This window comes from Salinibacterium sp. CAN_S4 (assembly GCF_015752305.1).
Taxonomy (GTDB): domain Bacteria; phylum Actinomycetota; class Actinomycetes; order Actinomycetales; family Microbacteriaceae; genus Rhodoglobus.
Genome location: NZ_JADOVB010000004.1, coordinates 224351 through 240462, shown reverse-complemented (window position 1 = coordinate 240462; position 16112 = coordinate 224351). Strand labels below are relative to the sequence as shown.

The 16112-nt window shown below is 62.8% G+C and carries 12 protein-coding genes; 9 read left to right on the top strand and 3 right to left on the bottom strand.

Annotation, left to right across the window (positions count from 1 at the left end; all coding sequences use genetic code 11):
• Window positions 1–41: 41 nt before the first annotated feature.
• The 7 genes from IWX81_RS11735 to IWX81_RS11705 all read left to right on the top strand — a co-directional run bounded on the left by IWX81_RS11735 (window position 42) and on the right by IWX81_RS11705 (window position 8823).
• Window positions 42–2396, top strand: coding sequence for a cell wall-binding repeat-containing protein (locus IWX81_RS11735; RefSeq protein ID WP_199281500.1), 2355 nt, complete (start codon window positions 42–44; stop codon window positions 2394–2396).
• A 26-nt stretch (window positions 2397–2422) separates the two neighbouring features.
• The gene (locus IWX81_RS11730) at window positions 2423–3037 is read left to right on the top strand and encodes a dTDP-4-dehydrorhamnose 3,5-epimerase family protein (protein ID WP_199281499.1); all 615 of its coding nucleotides are present in this window, start codon (window positions 2423–2425) and stop codon (window positions 3035–3037) included.
• A gap of 1 nt (window position 3038) precedes the next feature.
• Window positions 3039–3914: a glucose-1-phosphate thymidylyltransferase RfbA gene (gene rfbA, locus IWX81_RS11725; protein ID WP_199281498.1), complete on the top strand. Its 876-nt coding sequence runs from the start codon at window positions 3039–3041 to the stop codon at window positions 3912–3914.
• Window positions 3868–5298 carry a polysaccharide biosynthesis protein gene (locus IWX81_RS11720; RefSeq protein ID WP_199281497.1) on the top strand — a complete coding sequence of 477 codons (1431 nt, stop codon included), beginning with the start codon at window positions 3868–3870 and terminating at the stop codon, window positions 5296–5298. The genes rfbA and IWX81_RS11720 overlap by 47 nt, the downstream gene beginning before the upstream one ends.
• Window positions 5295–6137 carry an NAD-dependent epimerase/dehydratase family protein gene (locus IWX81_RS11715; protein ID WP_199281496.1) on the top strand — a complete coding sequence of 281 codons (843 nt, stop codon included), beginning with the start codon at window positions 5295–5297 and terminating at the stop codon, window positions 6135–6137. Before IWX81_RS11720 ends, IWX81_RS11715 begins: the two co-directional genes overlap by 4 nt.
• A 15-nt stretch (window positions 6138–6152) precedes the next feature.
• On the top strand, window positions 6153–6968 hold the full coding sequence (locus IWX81_RS11710; protein ID WP_199281495.1) for a hypothetical protein: 816 nt from the start codon (window positions 6153–6155) through the stop codon (window positions 6966–6968).
• A 91-nt stretch (window positions 6969–7059) separates the two neighbouring features.
• On the top strand, window positions 7060–8823 hold the full coding sequence (locus tag IWX81_RS11705; RefSeq protein WP_199281494.1) for a cell wall-binding repeat-containing protein: 1764 nt from the start codon (window positions 7060–7062) through the stop codon (window positions 8821–8823).
• A 20-nt stretch (window positions 8824–8843) separates the two neighbouring features.
• Here the strand turns inward: IWX81_RS11705 and IWX81_RS11700 are convergent, their stop codons facing one another.
• Window positions 8844–10076, bottom strand: coding sequence for an ABC transporter ATP-binding protein (locus IWX81_RS11700; RefSeq protein WP_199281493.1), 1233 nt, complete (start codon window positions 10074–10076; stop codon window positions 8844–8846).
• A gap of 25 nt (window positions 10077–10101) precedes the next feature.
• The gene (locus tag IWX81_RS11695) at window positions 10102–11004 is read right to left on the bottom strand and encodes an ABC transporter permease (RefSeq protein ID WP_199281492.1); all 903 of its coding nucleotides are present in this window, start codon (window positions 11002–11004) and stop codon (window positions 10102–10104) included.
• Between the two features lie 123 nt (window positions 11005–11127).
• Here IWX81_RS11695 and IWX81_RS11690 point away from each other — a divergent pair, with 123 nt between their 5' ends.
• Window positions 11128–13602 carry a glycosyltransferase gene (locus IWX81_RS11690; protein WP_199281491.1) on the top strand — a complete coding sequence of 825 codons (2475 nt, stop codon included), beginning with the start codon at window positions 11128–11130 and terminating at the stop codon, window positions 13600–13602.
• Window positions 13603–13633: 31 nt separating this feature from the next.
• Entirely contained in the window at window positions 13634–14590 is a 957-nt protein-coding gene (locus IWX81_RS11685) for a glycosyltransferase family 2 protein (RefSeq protein WP_199281490.1), read from the top strand.
• Here IWX81_RS11685 and IWX81_RS11680 read toward each other — a convergent pair.
• Window positions 14587–16101: a DUF2142 domain-containing protein gene (locus IWX81_RS11680; RefSeq protein ID WP_199281489.1), complete on the bottom strand. Its 1515-nt coding sequence runs from the start codon at window positions 16099–16101 to the stop codon at window positions 14587–14589. The genes IWX81_RS11685 and IWX81_RS11680 overlap by 4 nt on opposite strands.
• Window positions 16102–16112: the final 11 nt, after the last annotated feature.

The window sequence follows — 16112 nt, the reverse complement described above, 5'->3', positions numbered from 1 at the left end:
CGTGGACATTCGGGTTCCGTGCAATGACCCGAGGGATTCCCATGCTGGCCACTCGCTATTCCAGGCAGCGCTCACGAATCGTCGCCGCAGCGGCGACCATCGCAATATGTGGCGCGCTGGCGATCAGCCCTGTCATGGCCGCGGCGGCCGACGAACCGATCGACACGAGCTCGATCGAAGTGATGGGGACGTTTCCCGCTGCCGACTTCGTCGCGGAAGCACAGGACCTCCCGCCCGAGCTCGTCGCCAGTCTCGACACCGATCTCGGTATCACCGGCGAAGAGTTCATCGCCCAGGCGGAAGCTGCAGTCCAGGCCGTGGATGTCGTCGACTCCCTCGAGAGTGCCGGCGTCGACGTGCTCGGGTCGCGCATCGATGGCACCACGCTGACGGTGAATGTGGCTTCCGACGGTGACGTGGCCGTGGTAGAGGCGGTCGGCGCTGTCCCCGTCATCGGGGAACCTACTGCGTACGTTGCGCCGGATGCTCCGCTGAAGTTCATGGCCGACCCGAAATCCACGTTCTATGGCGGACAGGGGTACTACGTCGAGATCGGTGGTAATGCTTTCCGCTGCACTAGTGGATTCAACGGATTCTCTTCCAGCGGTGTGCAGCAGTTTGTGAGTGCCGGACACTGCCTGGTCGGCGCGCAGGGCCAGGTGCGTGCGCTCACCATGTCACGACCAAATGAAGACAACGCTCAGCTTGGATCCGCCCTGGGAACTGCGGTTCCCGGAAGCGCCGCACTCGGGGGTGGGTACGATTCCGGGTTGGTGAACGTGACAAACGCCAGCGTGAGCACAAAGGCCTCACTGCAGACGTGGGGCAACGGAGCGGGAGCGCCGCTATCGTCGACCCCCCTCGGGATCACGGGTAAGTCAGAGACCCTGACGGGAGCGCCCGTCTGCAAATCGGGCAGCAGCACTGGCTGGGCGTGCGGCAGGGTCCTCGCCGTCGACGCACTGGTGACTATCGAGGGAGAGGCCACTAACTCCATCGTGACCACTGCGTGCACGATAGAAGGCGACAGCGGTGGTCCCTTGGTGTCGGGCAATCTGGCTGTGGGCGTCACATCGTGGGCAACGACAGACGTCCCCTGCGGTAACAGGGATTTCGCCTCTGGTTCATTTCCGATGGTCAGTGGCGGTGGCTTCGAAGATGTGACGTCGCTGTATGGCTCCAACTGGCAACTGGCCATCACGGTGCCAGCGCCAGCGGTGACATCGTCGGGCGTCCCCCAGCCGGGAGGAAGCCCCATCACGGGCTCCCTCAGCGGAGCTGAGGCTGGCTCCACTGTCGGGCTGTACCTCGATGGATCGCCCGCTCCGATCGCAACCTCCGCGGTCTCCAGTGGGTCCTGGAGCATCTCCATGGCGTCGGTCCCCCTGGGTAATCACATCTACCGGGTCAACGCATCAACAGGTTTCTCGAAGTCGTCGTCGGTGATCGTGGGGCTGAATCTGGCTCGTATTAGCGGCTCCGACCGCTTCGCCGTCGGGGTAGAGATTTCGAAGCGCTTGTATCCCGATCCTGCTGCCGCCGAAGTCGTCTACGTCACGACGGGACTGAACTTTCCCGATGCCCTGTCTGCGGCGCCTGCTGCGGCAATCCAGAGGGGCGTCATGCTTCTGACCCTTCCGACCAGCATCCCCACGTCGGTTCGCAACGAGATCGTGCGGCTGCACCCGAAGCGCATCGTGGTCGTCGGTGGGGTGAACTCGGTATCCCAGGCGGTGTACAACGAGCTGGCGACACTCACGGCCCGAGACCCCGAGACGAACGAGCCGTTGATCGAACGACAGGGGGGAACCGACCGCTACGACGCTTCCCGCAACATCGTCAGGACGGCGTTCACCGGACTCGCTTCGGCGAGCACGGTCTACATCTCTACAGGAGCCAACTTCCCCGATGCCCTGAGTGCGAGCGCAGCCGGCGGAGCGAAGGGCTACCCGGTGATTCTCGTCGATGGTCGTGCAGGGAACCTCGATGCATCGACGCGCCAGCTGCTCGCGGATCTCGGGGTCACCTCGATCCGTATTGCCGGTGGACCGAACTCAGTGTCGACAGGCATCCAGGCCGACCTGACCGCCATAACCCGCGACACGGTTCGGCTCTCTGGAGCCACTCGCTTCGATGCGTCGTCGAATATCGCCGTCGATGCGTTCGGTGGCTCCAACCCTCAGGACGTGTTCCTGGCGACCGGACTCAACTTCCCCGATGCGCTCTCGAGCGCCGTGCTTGCGGGCCAGGTGAGTGCCCCGCTGATCGTGGTGCCCACCGACTGTGTGCCCACGGCCACGCTCAACGCCATCCGCAACTTCGGGGCAGAGAACATCACGCTGGTGGGTGGTCCGTTGTCGCTGACAGCTAACGTGCTCAACCTCGAGGAGTGCTGAGTCGACGCGTTCGGTAGACTCGCCGAGTGCAAATTCGCGAGCTTTCGATTCCTGATGCCTACGAGATCACCCCCGTCCAGCGGGCCGACGATCGCGGGGTGTTCCTGGAGTGGTACAGGTTCGACAAGCTTGCCGAGGTGACGGGCCACCCCATCACCCTCAGGCAGGCCAACACATCGGTCTCCAAGAAGGGTGTCGTCCGTGGCATCCACTTTGCGGATGTGCCGGTCGGCCAGGCGAAGTACGTGACCGCGATGCACGGTGCGGTGCTCGATTTCGCGATCGATATCCGAGTCGGTTCACCGACGTTCGGCCAGTGGGACACGGTCCTGCTCGACGACGTGGACCGAAAGGCGATCTATCTCTCCGAAGGGCTCGGGCACGCGTTCGTCGCCCTCACCGATGACGCGGTGGTGAGCTACCTCGTCACCGATACCTACAACCCGACTGCCGAGCACGGCATCAATCCGCTGGACGAGCAGATCGGGCTGGTGTTTCCCCCAGAAGCAGGCGAGGCACTGCTGTCACCCAAGGACGTCGAGGCTCCGTCGCTTGCCGAAGCCGAAGCGCGGGGGCTGCTGCCGCGGTGGGACGACGTCAGGGCGTTCTACGACCTCTTGAACGAAGCGAACGGAGCCTGACATGCGCGGAATCATTCTGGCGGGCGGCTCCGGCACCCGGCTGTGGCCGATCACTAAGGGCATCTCGAAGCAATTGATGCCGATCTACGACAAGCCCATGATCTACTATCCCCTGTCGACCCTCATGATGGCCGACATCCGCGAGATCCTGATCATCACGACAGCCGAATACCACGACCAGTTCAAGGCGTTGCTGGGGGATGGCTCGGAGCTCGGCATCCGTCTCGAATACGCCGTGCAGCCGAGCCCGGATGGCCTCGCACAGGCGTTCATCATCGGCGAGGAGTTCATCGGAGACGAGAGCGTTGCCCTCGTGCTCGGCGACAACATCTTCCACGGCGCAGGCCTCGGCTCCTCGCTGCGCGGCAACGAGGTCATCGAGGGTGGGCTCATCTTCGCGTACCACGTGTCGAATCCCACGTCATATGGCGTGGTCGAGTTCGACGACGACATGAAAGCGATCTCGATCGAAGAGAAGCCGACGAAGCCGAAGAGCAACTACGCAGTGCCTGGGCTCTACTTCTACGATAATTCGGTGGTGGAGATCGCGAAGTCGATCACGCCGAGCGCGAGAGGTGAGCTCGAGATCTCCACGGTGAACGAGCGTTACCTGGATGCTGGCAAGCTTCAGGTCCAGGTGCTCGATCGTGGTACGGCCTGGCTCGATACCGGCACATTCGAATCGATGATGCAGGCCTCGGAATACGTGCGCGTCATCGAAGACCGGCAGGGCTTCAAGATCGGGTGCATCGAGGAGATCGCCTGGCGCGCCGGCTGGATCGACGACGCCCAACTCGACGTGCTGGCTGCCCCCCTCAAAAAGAGTGGGTATGGCGTGTATCTCCAGGGGCTTATCGCTGCTGACCACGAGGGCTGAGGCGACCGGATTCGTGAAGGGAACACGCGCGCTCATCGTTGGACGCGGCACCGCAGGCCGCGCACTCTCCGCCGATGTGATCGCCAGAGGTGGCCTTGTCGTGGGATTTCTCGACGACAATATGGTCGACCCTGAGGTTCTGGGGGCACTCGCCGATGTCAATGACGTCATCGCCGAGCACCGGGTTGAAGTCGTGTATTTCGCGATTCCCTCCATCGATGCGAAGACCGTGAGGGACTTCGTGATGACGATCGAGGCTGACCACGTCGAGATCGCGATCATCCCCCGCACCTACGGCATCCTCTCCAAGGAGACCGTGGACATCGATGACCTGACCGATGTAGACGTCCTCGATCTCGTCGGCAGGAAGCCTGTAAAGCACGACTTCCTTGCATCCCAGGCTTTCATCTCGGGCAAGACGGTGCTGGTGACAGGAGCTGCCGGATCGATCGGCTCCCGGCTCGTGAAACAACTCGTCAACATGTCTGCCGCGCGAATCATCGGCGTCGACTGGGCCGAGAGCGGCATTTTCTTTCTCGAGCGCGACCTCGATGAGGCGACGAATCTCGAGCTCCATGTCGCCGACGTGACGAGCGAGGGCGCGATGGAGTCGATCTTCGCGCAGCACACGCCAGACATCGTGTTCCACGCAGCCGCCTATAAGCATGTGCCGCTCATGCAGCGGAATCCAATCCAGGCCGTGAACAACAACGTGTGGGGCACACTGAATCTCGCCACCACCGCCATCCGTCACGGTGTCTCTCATTTCGTGTATGTCTCGACCGACAAAGCGGTCAACCCGGCGAACGTGATGGGAGCCACAAAGCGACTCGGCGAGCTGGTTATCGACGCCGTGGCAGTCGGCTCTTCGACCACATTCAACGCTGTGAGATTCGGGAACGTGATCCAGAGCAGCGGCAGCGTGATGCAGATTTTCCGGAAGCAGATCGCAGACCGCGCACCGCTCACCGTCACCGACCCCGAAGTCACCCGCTTCTTCATGACGCTGGATGAAGCGACCCAGCTGGTCATCCAGTCTGCCTTTGTCGGCGAGCCAGGCGAGTTGTACGTGCTCGACATGGGTGAGCCCGTGCGCATTCTCGACCTGGCGAGGAGTCTCGTGAGGGCGGTGGATCCGTCGCTGACTATAGCGATCACCGGTCTTCGACCCGGGGAGAAGATGTTCGAAGAGCTGAGCTATGACCCCGCCAATGTGCGACCAACGGCGAACGACAAGATTTTCGTGGTGAACGATGCGGAGAATCACGCCTCGCAGGACTGGCTCCGATCCATCTCCGAACTTCTCGGCAGAACGCGCGAATACATAATGACGCCCGATGCCCTCATCGCAGAGCTCCGTGCGATGGGTTTCGCGATCCAGTGACAGCGCGGGTGGTCGTCACCGGCGCCTCGGGGCGCCTCGGCCGGGCCGTCGTCGCAGAGCTCCAGTCGACGGGACAATTCGAGGTGACAGGTTTCGTGTCCCCGAGGGTCGTGCCCCGCGCTGGCGAGGTCGCGGTCGATCTGCTCAGCGCGGCCAGCATCCATGATGCGATGGATGCCGCGAAACCCGACGTCGTCGTGCACCTCGGTGGTCGCGTGCCGACGAACGCGACATCCGCTGAAGATTTCGAGGTGCATCACAGCTCCACTGCAGCCATCGTCGACGCGACCGCGGCGTGGGAACCGAGGGTGATCCTCGCGTCTACGGCCGCGGTCTACGGGGACCAGGGCACGCGGAGCTTCCGCGAAAGTGATCCAGTCACCCTCGGTTCTGACTATGCGACATCGAAGTACAGGGCGGAGCAGGTGTTGCTCGCCTCGACGGCCGAGACTCTGTCGCTGAGGATCTTCAACGTCTTCGGCCCAGGTTTCGACGATTCCATCGTGACAAAACTGCAGGTGGCCACAGAGGATCGGCCGGCGCCGCTGAGAGGATGGCGCAGCTTCGAGCGGGACTACATCCACGTCTCGGATGTTGCTGTAGCCGTGCGCCTCGCCGTCGATTGCACGCTGCCGACCCGGCACGTGACACTCAACATCGGTTCGGGAGTTGCGACGTCGAACAGAGACCTCGTGACAGCGATGTCGGCACGCCTATCCCTCCATTACGCCCTTGTCGACTGGCCGCCCAGCCACAACGTCGCTGACGTGGCAGCAGCTCGCGCTGTCCTCGGGTTTTCTGCTCTGGTGCGTCCAGAAGACATCCAGGCGCGACACTGACCGTACAGTTGTCGGATGCAGTTTCGGCAGTTTCTCGCACGCGTGCGAACAGGGGTACCCCGGCGCACGGCCCGACTGGTCCGGCAGGCCCTCAGGGGCCAGCTCCTCAGGGGCCGCCTCTTCTCGCCCAGCGAATTCGACTATGCCCCGCAGAGCGGCTCAGAGGCGATCGTGCTTATGTGCCTCTGGAATCGGCCGAGCAGGGGGCAGGTTGTTCTGGACATGCTCGACACCCAGGACTTTCCTGAGGGGATCAACCTGTACCTGTGGAACAACAACCCCGCAGACCACGCGCACTACAAGCGCGTTCTCCGACAATTCCGTGGCTCGGGAAACCTGCACAGGGTGACGCTGGCGCGCAGTCCGTACAACCTCGGATCGATCGGCCGGTTCTACTGGGCGAGGAAGCTGGCGGGCCAGCGCCCGAACCTGCCCATCATCGTGCTTGATGACGACCAGGACATCACACCCGATTTCGTGTCAGTGGCGATGCGAGAATTTGATGGGGGAGCGATCACCGCGTGGTGGGCGTGGACGGTTCACAGCTCCTATCACGACCGCGTCCAGGCTGGTCCGGGTGATCGAGTGGATCACGTCGGCCCCGGCGGCAGCGTGATGTCAGCCGACATCTTCACCGATTCACGGTTCTTCACCGATATCCCCGAACAGTTCCGCATGCTCGATGACGTATGGCTCACGAATTTCGCGGTCAAGACGGGATATCGCCTGGCCAAGTTGCCCGTCGAGATCGACTTCGTGATGAACGAGACGAACCAGTATCACGGTCAGATCGACATGAAAACCGAGTTCTACAACTACCTCTACCGGTAGGCACGGTGAGCCGCAATATCCGGATATGACCCACTTTCCGCGAGTTCCCGGGTAGCCTGACAACGGATCTGTGTGTTTCGGGGGGTATGTCATGGGCTGGATCGGTCGAATCGGGATGGGCGTCGTCACGCTCATCGTGGGCACGACGCTTGTCGCCGTGTCGGCGCCGACGGCAGCGACGGCTCTCGATGGCAGTGAGTTCAATCCGGGCTACATCATCAGCGATGCACAGTTCTACGATGCGGACGCGCTCAACGAGAGCCAGATCCAGGCATTCCTCTATGCCAAGGGGCCGGCCAGTTGCAACACCACCGCCCACCCCGGCTACACCTGCCTCTACGACCTCAGCTTCCCCACGTTCACCAAGGTCGCGAACCCGATGTGCTCCCAGTACACCGGTGCCGCGAGCGAGACCGTCGCGCGCATCATCTCGAAGGTGAGCGCGGCCTGCGGAATCAGCCCGAAGGTCTTGCTGGTCATGCTGCAGAAAGAGCAGGGGCTCATCACCGACACCTGGCCGACGGCGGTCCAGCTCGCGACAGCGATGGGAGCGGGGTGCCCGGATACCGCTGCCTGTGATCCCGCACAAAAGGGTTTCTTCCAGCAGGTGTACCTCGCTGCGTACTACATGATCAGGTATGGGATGCCGCCGGGAACAGGTCCGGGCACGCCGTATACAACCAACTACGGCTCCCGATATCCGCTCGGTCAGACCAGCCAGGTGCTGTACCAGGCCAACAACCCCGGTTGCGGCTCCCGTAGCGTCGTTGTGAGCAACCAGCCGACGGCGAGCCTCTATTGGTACACCCCGTACACGCCGAACGCCGCAGCGCTCGCGAATCTGTACGGACTCGGCGATGGTTGTTCGGCCTACGGGAACCGCAACTTCTGGGTGTACTTCAACAACTGGTTCGGCGACCCCACGATCGGGCTTGCGGGAGTCACCGTGGCCAGGACCAGCGGAGCGACGCGGTACGACGTCGCAGTGAAGATCTCCCAGCAGGGGTTCGCGACGGCCGGTGTGCCTGTGGTGTACATCACCAACGGCGACAACTTCCCGGATGCGCTCTCGGCTTCTCCAGCCGCAAGCATCCAGGGTGGCCCACTTCTGCTGACAACTTCGACGACGCTACCGACGGTGGTGCGCACGGAGATCTCACGCCTGAGACCTGCCCGCATCGTGGTGGTAGGAGGTGCGCAATCCGTCTCGGACGCTGTCGTCGCCGAGTTGTCCGGGCTCGCTCCGGCCGGCCAGACGATCAGGATCGGCGGCGCCGACAGGTACGAGGCCTCCCGCAACCTCGCACAGTATGCGTTCGGTTCGTCGAATCCGACGACAGCGTATCTCGCGACGGGCGAAAACTACCCAGACGCGTTGAGCGCCAGTGCCGCGGCGGGTTCCGCCGGGTCGCCGGTCATCCTGATCCCGGGTAGCAACCCGACTGCTGACCAGCCGACCCTCGATCTGGTCACAGCCCTGCGGGTCACCAAACTCAAGATCGCCGGCGGTCCGAACTCGGTCAGCCAGGCCCAGATGGACCAGCTCGGCGCGGTCGTTCCAGCGATCCGACTCTCGGGCACGGACAGGGTCGATGCTTCACGGAACATCGTGCGTGACGCCTTCGCCGGCTCACGGCCCACCGAGATCTTCCTCGCGACGGGCTACAACTTCCCCGATGCGCTCGCTGGAGCTGCCCTCGCCGGCAAGAAGCGAGCGCCGCTCCTGCTCGTTCCCGGATTCTGCGTACCGCAAGCCACGATCGACATGATCCGGAATTTCGGATCGACGTCCGTGACGCTGCTCGGCGGACCGGACTCGCTGAGTCCGGCCGTCCGGTACTTCATCCCCTGCTAGGTGGGGAGTCGAGTAGCGCTTCAGTCGTCCAGCAGTGAGAACTCAGGGGCGGAGTACATCGTTCCCACCGCGTCACGCGGATCATGGGCATCGAACGAAGCCACCTGAGGAAGATCGTGAAGGTGAACACCGGCGGTGTTCATGATCGAGATGTTGATGAAGTACTTGCCGGGGCCGAAGTGGGTGTTGGGGAGCGTGAGTCGCACCCGCTGGGAGCCCAGGAGATCGGGCAGCGGGAATGCGGCGCGCTTGGTGGTCGTGCCGTAGACGACCTGGCCGGTCGTGTTGTTGACCTGGACTGCAAGCATCCACTCGGTCAGCGCTGTCGCCGACTCCATGGTGACGTCGATGTGAACATCGTCGCCGAGCATGACCTCGCCACCACGTCCGTTCGAGGATCCCTCGGCTGCGACGGCGACGATCTTCGGTCCGGACTGCTCTTCGAGTTGTTGCTCGGGCGTGACATCGGCGAGCCGACGATCCTCGAGGATGTCCCTGAACGCTGCGACGGCATCCGTGGGATCGCCGTCCACGACGACCTCACCTTTATTGAGGAGCACCGCGCGATCGCACAACTCGACGACCTGGCCGAGGGAGTGGGTGACGAGGATGATCGTGCGACCCTCCTGCTGAAAGCTGCGGATCTTGTCGAGGCATTTCCGCTGGAATGCTTCGTCTCCTACGGCGAGCACCTCATCGACGAGCAGCAGGTCGGGGTCGGTGTGCACTGCCACCGCAAAGGCAAGCCGCACATACATGCCTGACGAATAGAACTTGACCTGGCTGTTGATGAAGTCACCGATTCCGGAGAATGCCAGGATCTCATCGAAACGTGCATCGGTCTCAGCCGTCGACAACCCGAGGATGGACGCGTTGAGGTAGACGTTCTCGCGCCCGGTCAGATCCGGATGAAAACCGGCGCCCAATTCGAGTAGTGCTGCGATGCGACCCCGGTTCTGCACGACGCCGGTGGTGGGGTCGAGGATGCCGCCGATCACCTTCAGGAGCGTGCTCTTTCCAGAACCGTTGTGACCGATCAGCCCGACGGTCGTTCCTGCGGTGATCTCGATGTCGACATCGCGCAGTGCCCAGAATTCCTCGCGGTGACGGCGACCGACGCGACCGAAGGTCACCAGCCGTTCCTTCAACGAATTGTCCTTGCGAATGACGAATCGCTTTGAGACGTTTTTGACCCTGACCACGACGGGGGATTCGGCCCCTGTTGCGGCAGTGTTCTCGACGACGTCAGTCATGGAAGCTCCTGGATGCGGGTTCGATTTAGAGCTCCTGGGCGAAATTGCCCTGGAGCCGGGTGAAGACCCGCTGGCTGAAGAAGAGGAAAACCAGACCGATGACGAAGACGATCGCGAGTCGCAACAACAACTGGTCTGGATAGGCGGCGGATTCGTGCCCCGAGATCCAGAACGCCCGCTGGAATCCCATGACGGCGAGCGTCACGGGGTTATTCGTGTAGACCTGCAGCGCTATCGAGTCACCCAGAACGTCCCGCGCCATCCCCCAGGAGTAGAGGATGGGCGACGCCCACAGCAGTACGAGCAGCACGACCTCGAGAAGATAACCGATGTCTCTGAGGTAAACGTTGACCGCGGAGAGCATGAGCCCGAGCGCTGTGCCGTAGACGAGCAGCACCATGAGGCTCGGTATGGCGTAGAGGATCTCGGGTGTCGCAGGGAATACGCCGAAGAAGAATGACGCGACGAGGAGGATGCCCACCTGGATCGCGAAGTTGAATAGTGCAGCCCCGACGCTCGCCAGCGGGAACACCTCGCGCGGCAGATAGACCTTCTTGATCAGCCCGCTGTTCCCGACGATGGAGGAGGTGGCACCGGAGACAGCCTCGCTGAAGAGGCTGTATGCGGTCAGGCCGGTGAAGACGTAGACAGCGAAATCCGGAATGCCTTTGGCTGCACCGAGGAATTTGCCGATGACGACGTAGTAGATCAGCAGCTGCGTCAGTGGCCTGATCAGGGTCCAGACGAATCCGAGGGCGCTGTCTTTGTACCGTGACTTGAGGTCGCGCCTGACCAGCAGGGAGAGCATCTCCCTGTGTCGGAAGACGTTTGCGATCGACGCGAAACTCGCGCTCAGGGACCGGGAATTGCCGTTCACCTCGCGGAAGGGCTGCTCACTCAGGCTGGCGAAACGCTCGTGCGCATTCATAGTGCAAACTTTCCGGCTGGGGACAACCCAGTATAACTTTGGCCGCTGCGGCACTGCGCCAGTGGCCTCGGCAGGGCGATTGGTAGACTTCCGGGGCCGTACGTCAGACTCTGAGAGGTTCGAATGCCCACAGTGAAACCAGGGGTCGTCTCCGTTGTCCTCGTCAACTTCCGCGGCACCGATGACACTCTCGAAGCGATCCGTTACCTCGCTGAAATCGACTGGCCCCAGCATCTTCTCGAAATCGTTGTGGTCGAAAACGGCTCGGGTGATGACAGCGCTGATCGGCTGCGCGCGGAAGCTCCCGGCATCAATCTCATCGTTTCTCAGTCGAATGAGGGATTCGCGGGCGGGTGCAACCTGGGGGTTGCCTCATCCACCGGCGAGTACATTGCACTGCTCAACAACGATGCGCGGCCCGATCCGGGGTGGGTTAAGGCCGCGATAGCGCGGTTCGAAGAGTCTCCCCGTGTCGGTGCGGTCGCAAGCCGCGTGCTCGACTGGGACGGAAAACTCGTCGACTACATCGGCTCTGCCATGACCTGGTACGGCATGGGTTACAAGCCATTCACGGCTGAGAACGTGCCGTCCCAGCCCGACAGCGCGAAAGACGTACTGTTCGGAACCGGTTCGGCGATGTTCGTGCGACGGTCGGTGTTCGATTCGCTGGGCGGCTTCGACGAGCGATACTTCATGTTTTTTGAAGACGTGGATCTCGGCTGGCGGCTCAACCTCGCAGGCTGGCGCTTCGTGTACGAGCCGGCATCTCTCGCCTTCCACAAGCACCATGCCTCGATGAGCGCTTTCGGGCCATACAAAGAGACCTACCTGCTCGAGCGGAATGCGCTCTTCACTCTGTACAAGAACATCGGTGACGAGACGGTCGGCTCGGCGTTGCCCGCGGCGATCGGTCTGTCGATCAGGCGAGCGATCACTCGCGGTGAACTCGACTCCACCTCGTTCGACCTTCGCAAGCCCGGCGGGGATGCAGAGCAGTCGATCGTGGTCTCGAAGCAGACCATGGCAGCGACGTTCGCCATCGACCAGTTCGTCGAAAACCTCCCTGGGTTGAAAGTCGCCCGAGATCAGATCCAGGCCGGACGGACGGTGTCGGATGAGCGCATCTGGAAGTTGTTCGGCCTTGCCGATGCGCCGATCTTCCAGGAGGAGGGATACCTCCGCGGATACGAGAACCTCGTCTCGGCGTTCGATGTGACCGAGCCTCCTCCCGTCACCAACGTCGTCGTGGTCACGGGTGATCCCATCGGAGCCAAGATCGCCGGCCCCGCCATTCGTGCGTGGAACATGGCTGAGCTGCTCTCACGCCAGTGCAAGGTCACGCTCGTCAGCCTGTCGAGAGTCGAGAAGGTTGCAGCGCCATTCGACATCGTGCACGTCTCGATGGGGGACGACCGCGCTTTTGGGAAGCTCGAGGCGGCGGCCGACGTCATAGTCTTCCAGGGCAACGCGATGTCGGTCTTCGACTCGCTTCGCGACTCGAAGAAGATCCTCGTGGTCGACCTGTACGACCCCATGCACCTCGAGCAACTGGAGCAGGGCCGCGAACTCCCTGCGGCACAATGGGACCAGCAGGTCAGCGATGCGACGGACGTGCTCAACCAGCAGATGGAACGCGGTGACTTCTTCCTCTGCGCATCCGATCGTCAGCGATTGTTCTGGCTCGGACAACTGGCGGGCCTCGGTCGCATCAATCCGGACACCTACCGTGGCGACCCCGATCTCGATGGACTTCTCGCGGTGGCACCCTTCGGATTGTCGTCGACTCCTCCCGAGCACAAGCGCGACGTGCTCAAGGGTGTGTTGCCCGGCATCGCGCAGGACGACAAGGTGTTGCTGTGGAGCGGTGGCCTGTATAACTGGTTCGACCCGAAGACCCTGATCAGGGCGGTGGGCCAGCTCGCCGCGCGGCATGACAACATCCGACTCTTTTTCCAGGGCACGAAGCACCCTCATCCCGGTGTTCCGGAGATGGCGATCGTGGCGGAATCCAGGGCGCTCGCCGGTGAACTCGGATTGCTGGAGTCCTCGGTGTTCTTCAACAATTCCTGGGTCGACTACGACCAAAGGCAGAACTATCTCCTCGAGGGTGATGTCGGGGTCAGCACGCACTTCTCGCACATCGAGACGACTTTCTCGTTCCGCACACGCGTCCTCGATTACCTGTGGGCCGAGTTGCCCATGGTCGTTACCGAGGGGGACCATTTCGCAGAGCTCATCGCGGCAGAAAACCTCGGAGTTGTCGTGCCTGCGGAGGACGTGGATGCCCTCGCCGCAGCCATCGAGCGCGCGCTCTTCGACGAGACATTCATCGCAGAGGCGAAAGCCAACATCCGGCGAGTCCGGGAACGCTACTACTGGGAAGCCGCCCTCGCGCCCCTCGTCGACTTCGTGACGGCACCGCATCATGCCGGCGACAACGCGGTGCTGTCGACAGCTGCTCGACCGGCCGCAACGTCGCGTAAGCGCCGCAAGCGATCCGGACTGCGCCACGACCTCACCCTGGTTCGCCACTATCTGCGGAACGGCGGACCACGTGTCGTGGTCGACAAGATCAGGCGCCGACTCCGGCAGCGGTAGGCCACCGGTGTCTTCGACGGTTTCTGTCGCCATGTGCACGCACAACGGTGCGCGGTTCGTGGGCGAGCAGATCCGCAGCATCCTCGCACAATCACGACCAGTTTCCGAGGTCGTTGTCTCTGATGACGCCTCCACGGATGACACCGTGCAGATCATCGAGCGGGCCTGGGACGGTATCGGGTCGGGGGGCCCGACCCTGCGAATTCTGCGGAATACCGTCGCTCTCGGCGTTACTCGCAACTTCGAGCAGGCCATCATGGCGACCAGCGGCGAGTTGGTGTCGCTGTCGGACCAGGATGATTCGTGGGCGCCGAACCGGGTGGAGGTGCTCGCCGCGGAGTTCGAGTCGCGGCCGACCCTCGGCCTGGTGTTCACCGACGCCAGGCTCATCGATGAGACCGGGCACGCTCTGCCTACCACCCTGTTCGAGGCCCTCGAGATCTCACAGGCCGAACTGAGAGAAGTGCGTGACGGTGCGGCGATGGGCATCCTGCTCCGCCGAAACCTGGTGACCGGGGCGACTGTGATGTTCCGCCGGAACCTGCTCGAGCAGGCAGTTCCCATCGACCCCGAGTGGGTACACGACGAGTGGATAGCGGTTATCGCATCGATAGTCTCCGAAATCGACTGGCGTCCGGGCCTTCTCGTCGACTATCGCCAGCACGGTGCGAACGAGATCGGGGTCACAGCGCCGACCCTGGCCTACAAGATCGGCCGGGTGCTCGAGCCCAGGGGCGACCGCTATACGGGGCTCGTGAGCCGGGCAGAGCGGCTGAAAGCTCGACTGGACACCCTGGGGGTGGCCGCGGAGGTGACAGCGGCGATCGATGACAAGCTCGAACATCAGCGGCGTCGAGCCGGGCTGCCCTCGCTGCGTCTCGCCCGGGTTCTCCCCGTGCTGCGGGAGGCGTCGACCGGCCGGTATCGCAGGTTCAGCAGCCAGGGCAACCTCGACATCCTGCGCGATCTCTTGCAGCCAGCGCGCTAGAGCAGGACCTTCGCGTCGGTGGGAGGTGCGACTGTGGCGGACGAATTCCACCTTCGCATACTGACGATGACCACGATCGCGGCGAAGGCCAGAGATCCGGCCACCCAGACGCCCATCGGCGAGATGGTGATGTCCCACCACCACTCGACGCCAGAGTCGAGATCGACGCTCGCCACATCCGCTCCGGTGACGTAGCGACGGATGTTGGTGTGCAGGGCGAGCGCGTTCGCCATCGAGATCGCGCCGACGATTATCCATTTTTGGGCCGGCGTCACTCGGATCCTCGTTTCCGCGGACTGAAGGAGAACCAGGGCGCCCAACATGACGATGAGAGGGAGGATGTATCTCGGTTGCACATTGGCGCCGACGATGGAGTTCGACTGCACGAGCAGCACAGTGGGAATCACGACGAGGGCGAGGGCAACGATCGAGATGGCGATCCCCTTGCGGGCAACTCTGAACCCCAGGCCGATCAGGACAGCACCGGCGAAGACGGCGATTCCGGCGAACCAGACGCTGGATGGCATGACGGTGTCGAGCCAGCCCAGGCCCGTCGCGCCGAACGCACCGGCCCACAGTCCGGGGATGTTGATGAGATTGGCCATGGCGAGCACGACAGGACTGTCGATGGGTGGCTCGGTCTCTGAGGCGAGTCCGCCCGAGATTGCTCCGCCCTGCCCGGCAGCGAAGAAGAACACCACAGCCACGATGAGAAGGGCGATGGGACCGAGGGCGGCGATCATCCACTGCCCGCCGCGACGATAGGTCAGCAGCAGCGCAAGCGCGACGGCGAAACCCGAGTAAATGGCTGCGTCAGCCCGCGCGCCTGCGCCCAGCACGGTTGCGATGAGCGCGACGACACCGAGCCCGACCCGTCGTCTGCCCGAGCTCTCCATGAATCCCAGCACCGCCAACAGCAGGGTGCCCGCGGAAAGAACGGCCCAGCTGCTCGGATTCGTGGAGGGGATGATGAACATCCCGAGGGGCACGAGCGTGATCAGGAGTGACCACACCAGCGTCTGCCGCCGGTGCAGGGGGAGCAGCCAGAAGAGTGCAGCCACGAGGCCGACGAACAACAGACTGTTGGCGAGCTTCATCAGCAGCACAGAGTTCTCGATATTGTCTCCGGCAAACAGGCTCATCGTGAAGTAGAACACGGGAGGGTAGAGCCCTGTGTGGTTTCCGCGGGGACTCTGGACCGTGTCATCCGGGTTCACGCCAAAGTCGGCGCCCTGGCACGATGCGCTCGCATCGGGGTTGAATGCGAAACAGACGGAATCGACCACGAGATCGCGCGCGACGACACGTTCGTCCGCCTTTGTGCCCGGCTCGCAGCCACTGTCGTTCTCGCCCTGGCCGCACCAGATGCTCGCCAGGTGGAAATCGTCGTCGGCCGACGAACCGACGGGAGATGACAGCCCCCAGGCCATCAGGGCGACCAGTGCGAACAGGGGAACGAGGATGAAGGATGCCACCCGCCAGCGTTGTGAAGCGATTTCGGGGCGAGGCATGCTGACGATCC

What these genes read in the sequence shown, in the direction of transcription:
- IWX81_RS11735 (WP_199281500.1), top strand. Translation starts at nt 42, where the DNA reads ATGCTGGCCACTCGCTATTCCAGGCAGCGCTCACGAATCGTCGCCGCA.
- rfbA (WP_199281498.1), top strand. Translation starts at nt 3,039, where the DNA reads ATGCGCGGAATCATTCTGGCGGGCGGCTCCGGCACCCGGCTGTGGCCG.
- IWX81_RS11720 (WP_199281497.1), top strand. Translation starts at nt 3,868, where the DNA reads ATGGCGTGTATCTCCAGGGGCTTATCGCTGCTGACCACGAGGGCTGAG.
- IWX81_RS11710 (WP_199281495.1), top strand. Translation starts at nt 6,153, where the DNA reads ATGCAGTTTCGGCAGTTTCTCGCACGCGTGCGAACAGGGGTACCCCGG.
- IWX81_RS11705 (WP_199281494.1), top strand. Translation starts at nt 7,060, where the DNA reads ATGGGCTGGATCGGTCGAATCGGGATGGGCGTCGTCACGCTCATCGTG.
- IWX81_RS11700 (WP_199281493.1), bottom strand. Translation starts at nt 10,076, where the DNA reads ATGACTGACGTCGTCGAGAACACTGCCGCAACAGGGGCCGAATCCCCC.
- IWX81_RS11695 (WP_199281492.1), bottom strand. Translation starts at nt 11,004, where the DNA reads ATGAATGCGCACGAGCGTTTCGCCAGCCTGAGTGAGCAGCCCTTCCGC.
- IWX81_RS11690 (WP_199281491.1), top strand. Translation starts at nt 11,128, where the DNA reads ATGCCCACAGTGAAACCAGGGGTCGTCTCCGTTGTCCTCGTCAACTTC.
- IWX81_RS11685 (WP_199281490.1), top strand. Translation starts at nt 13,634, where the DNA reads ATGTGCACGCACAACGGTGCGCGGTTCGTGGGCGAGCAGATCCGCAGC.
- IWX81_RS11680 (WP_199281489.1), bottom strand. Translation starts at nt 16,101, where the DNA reads ATGCCTCGCCCCGAAATCGCTTCACAACGCTGGCGGGTGGCATCCTTC.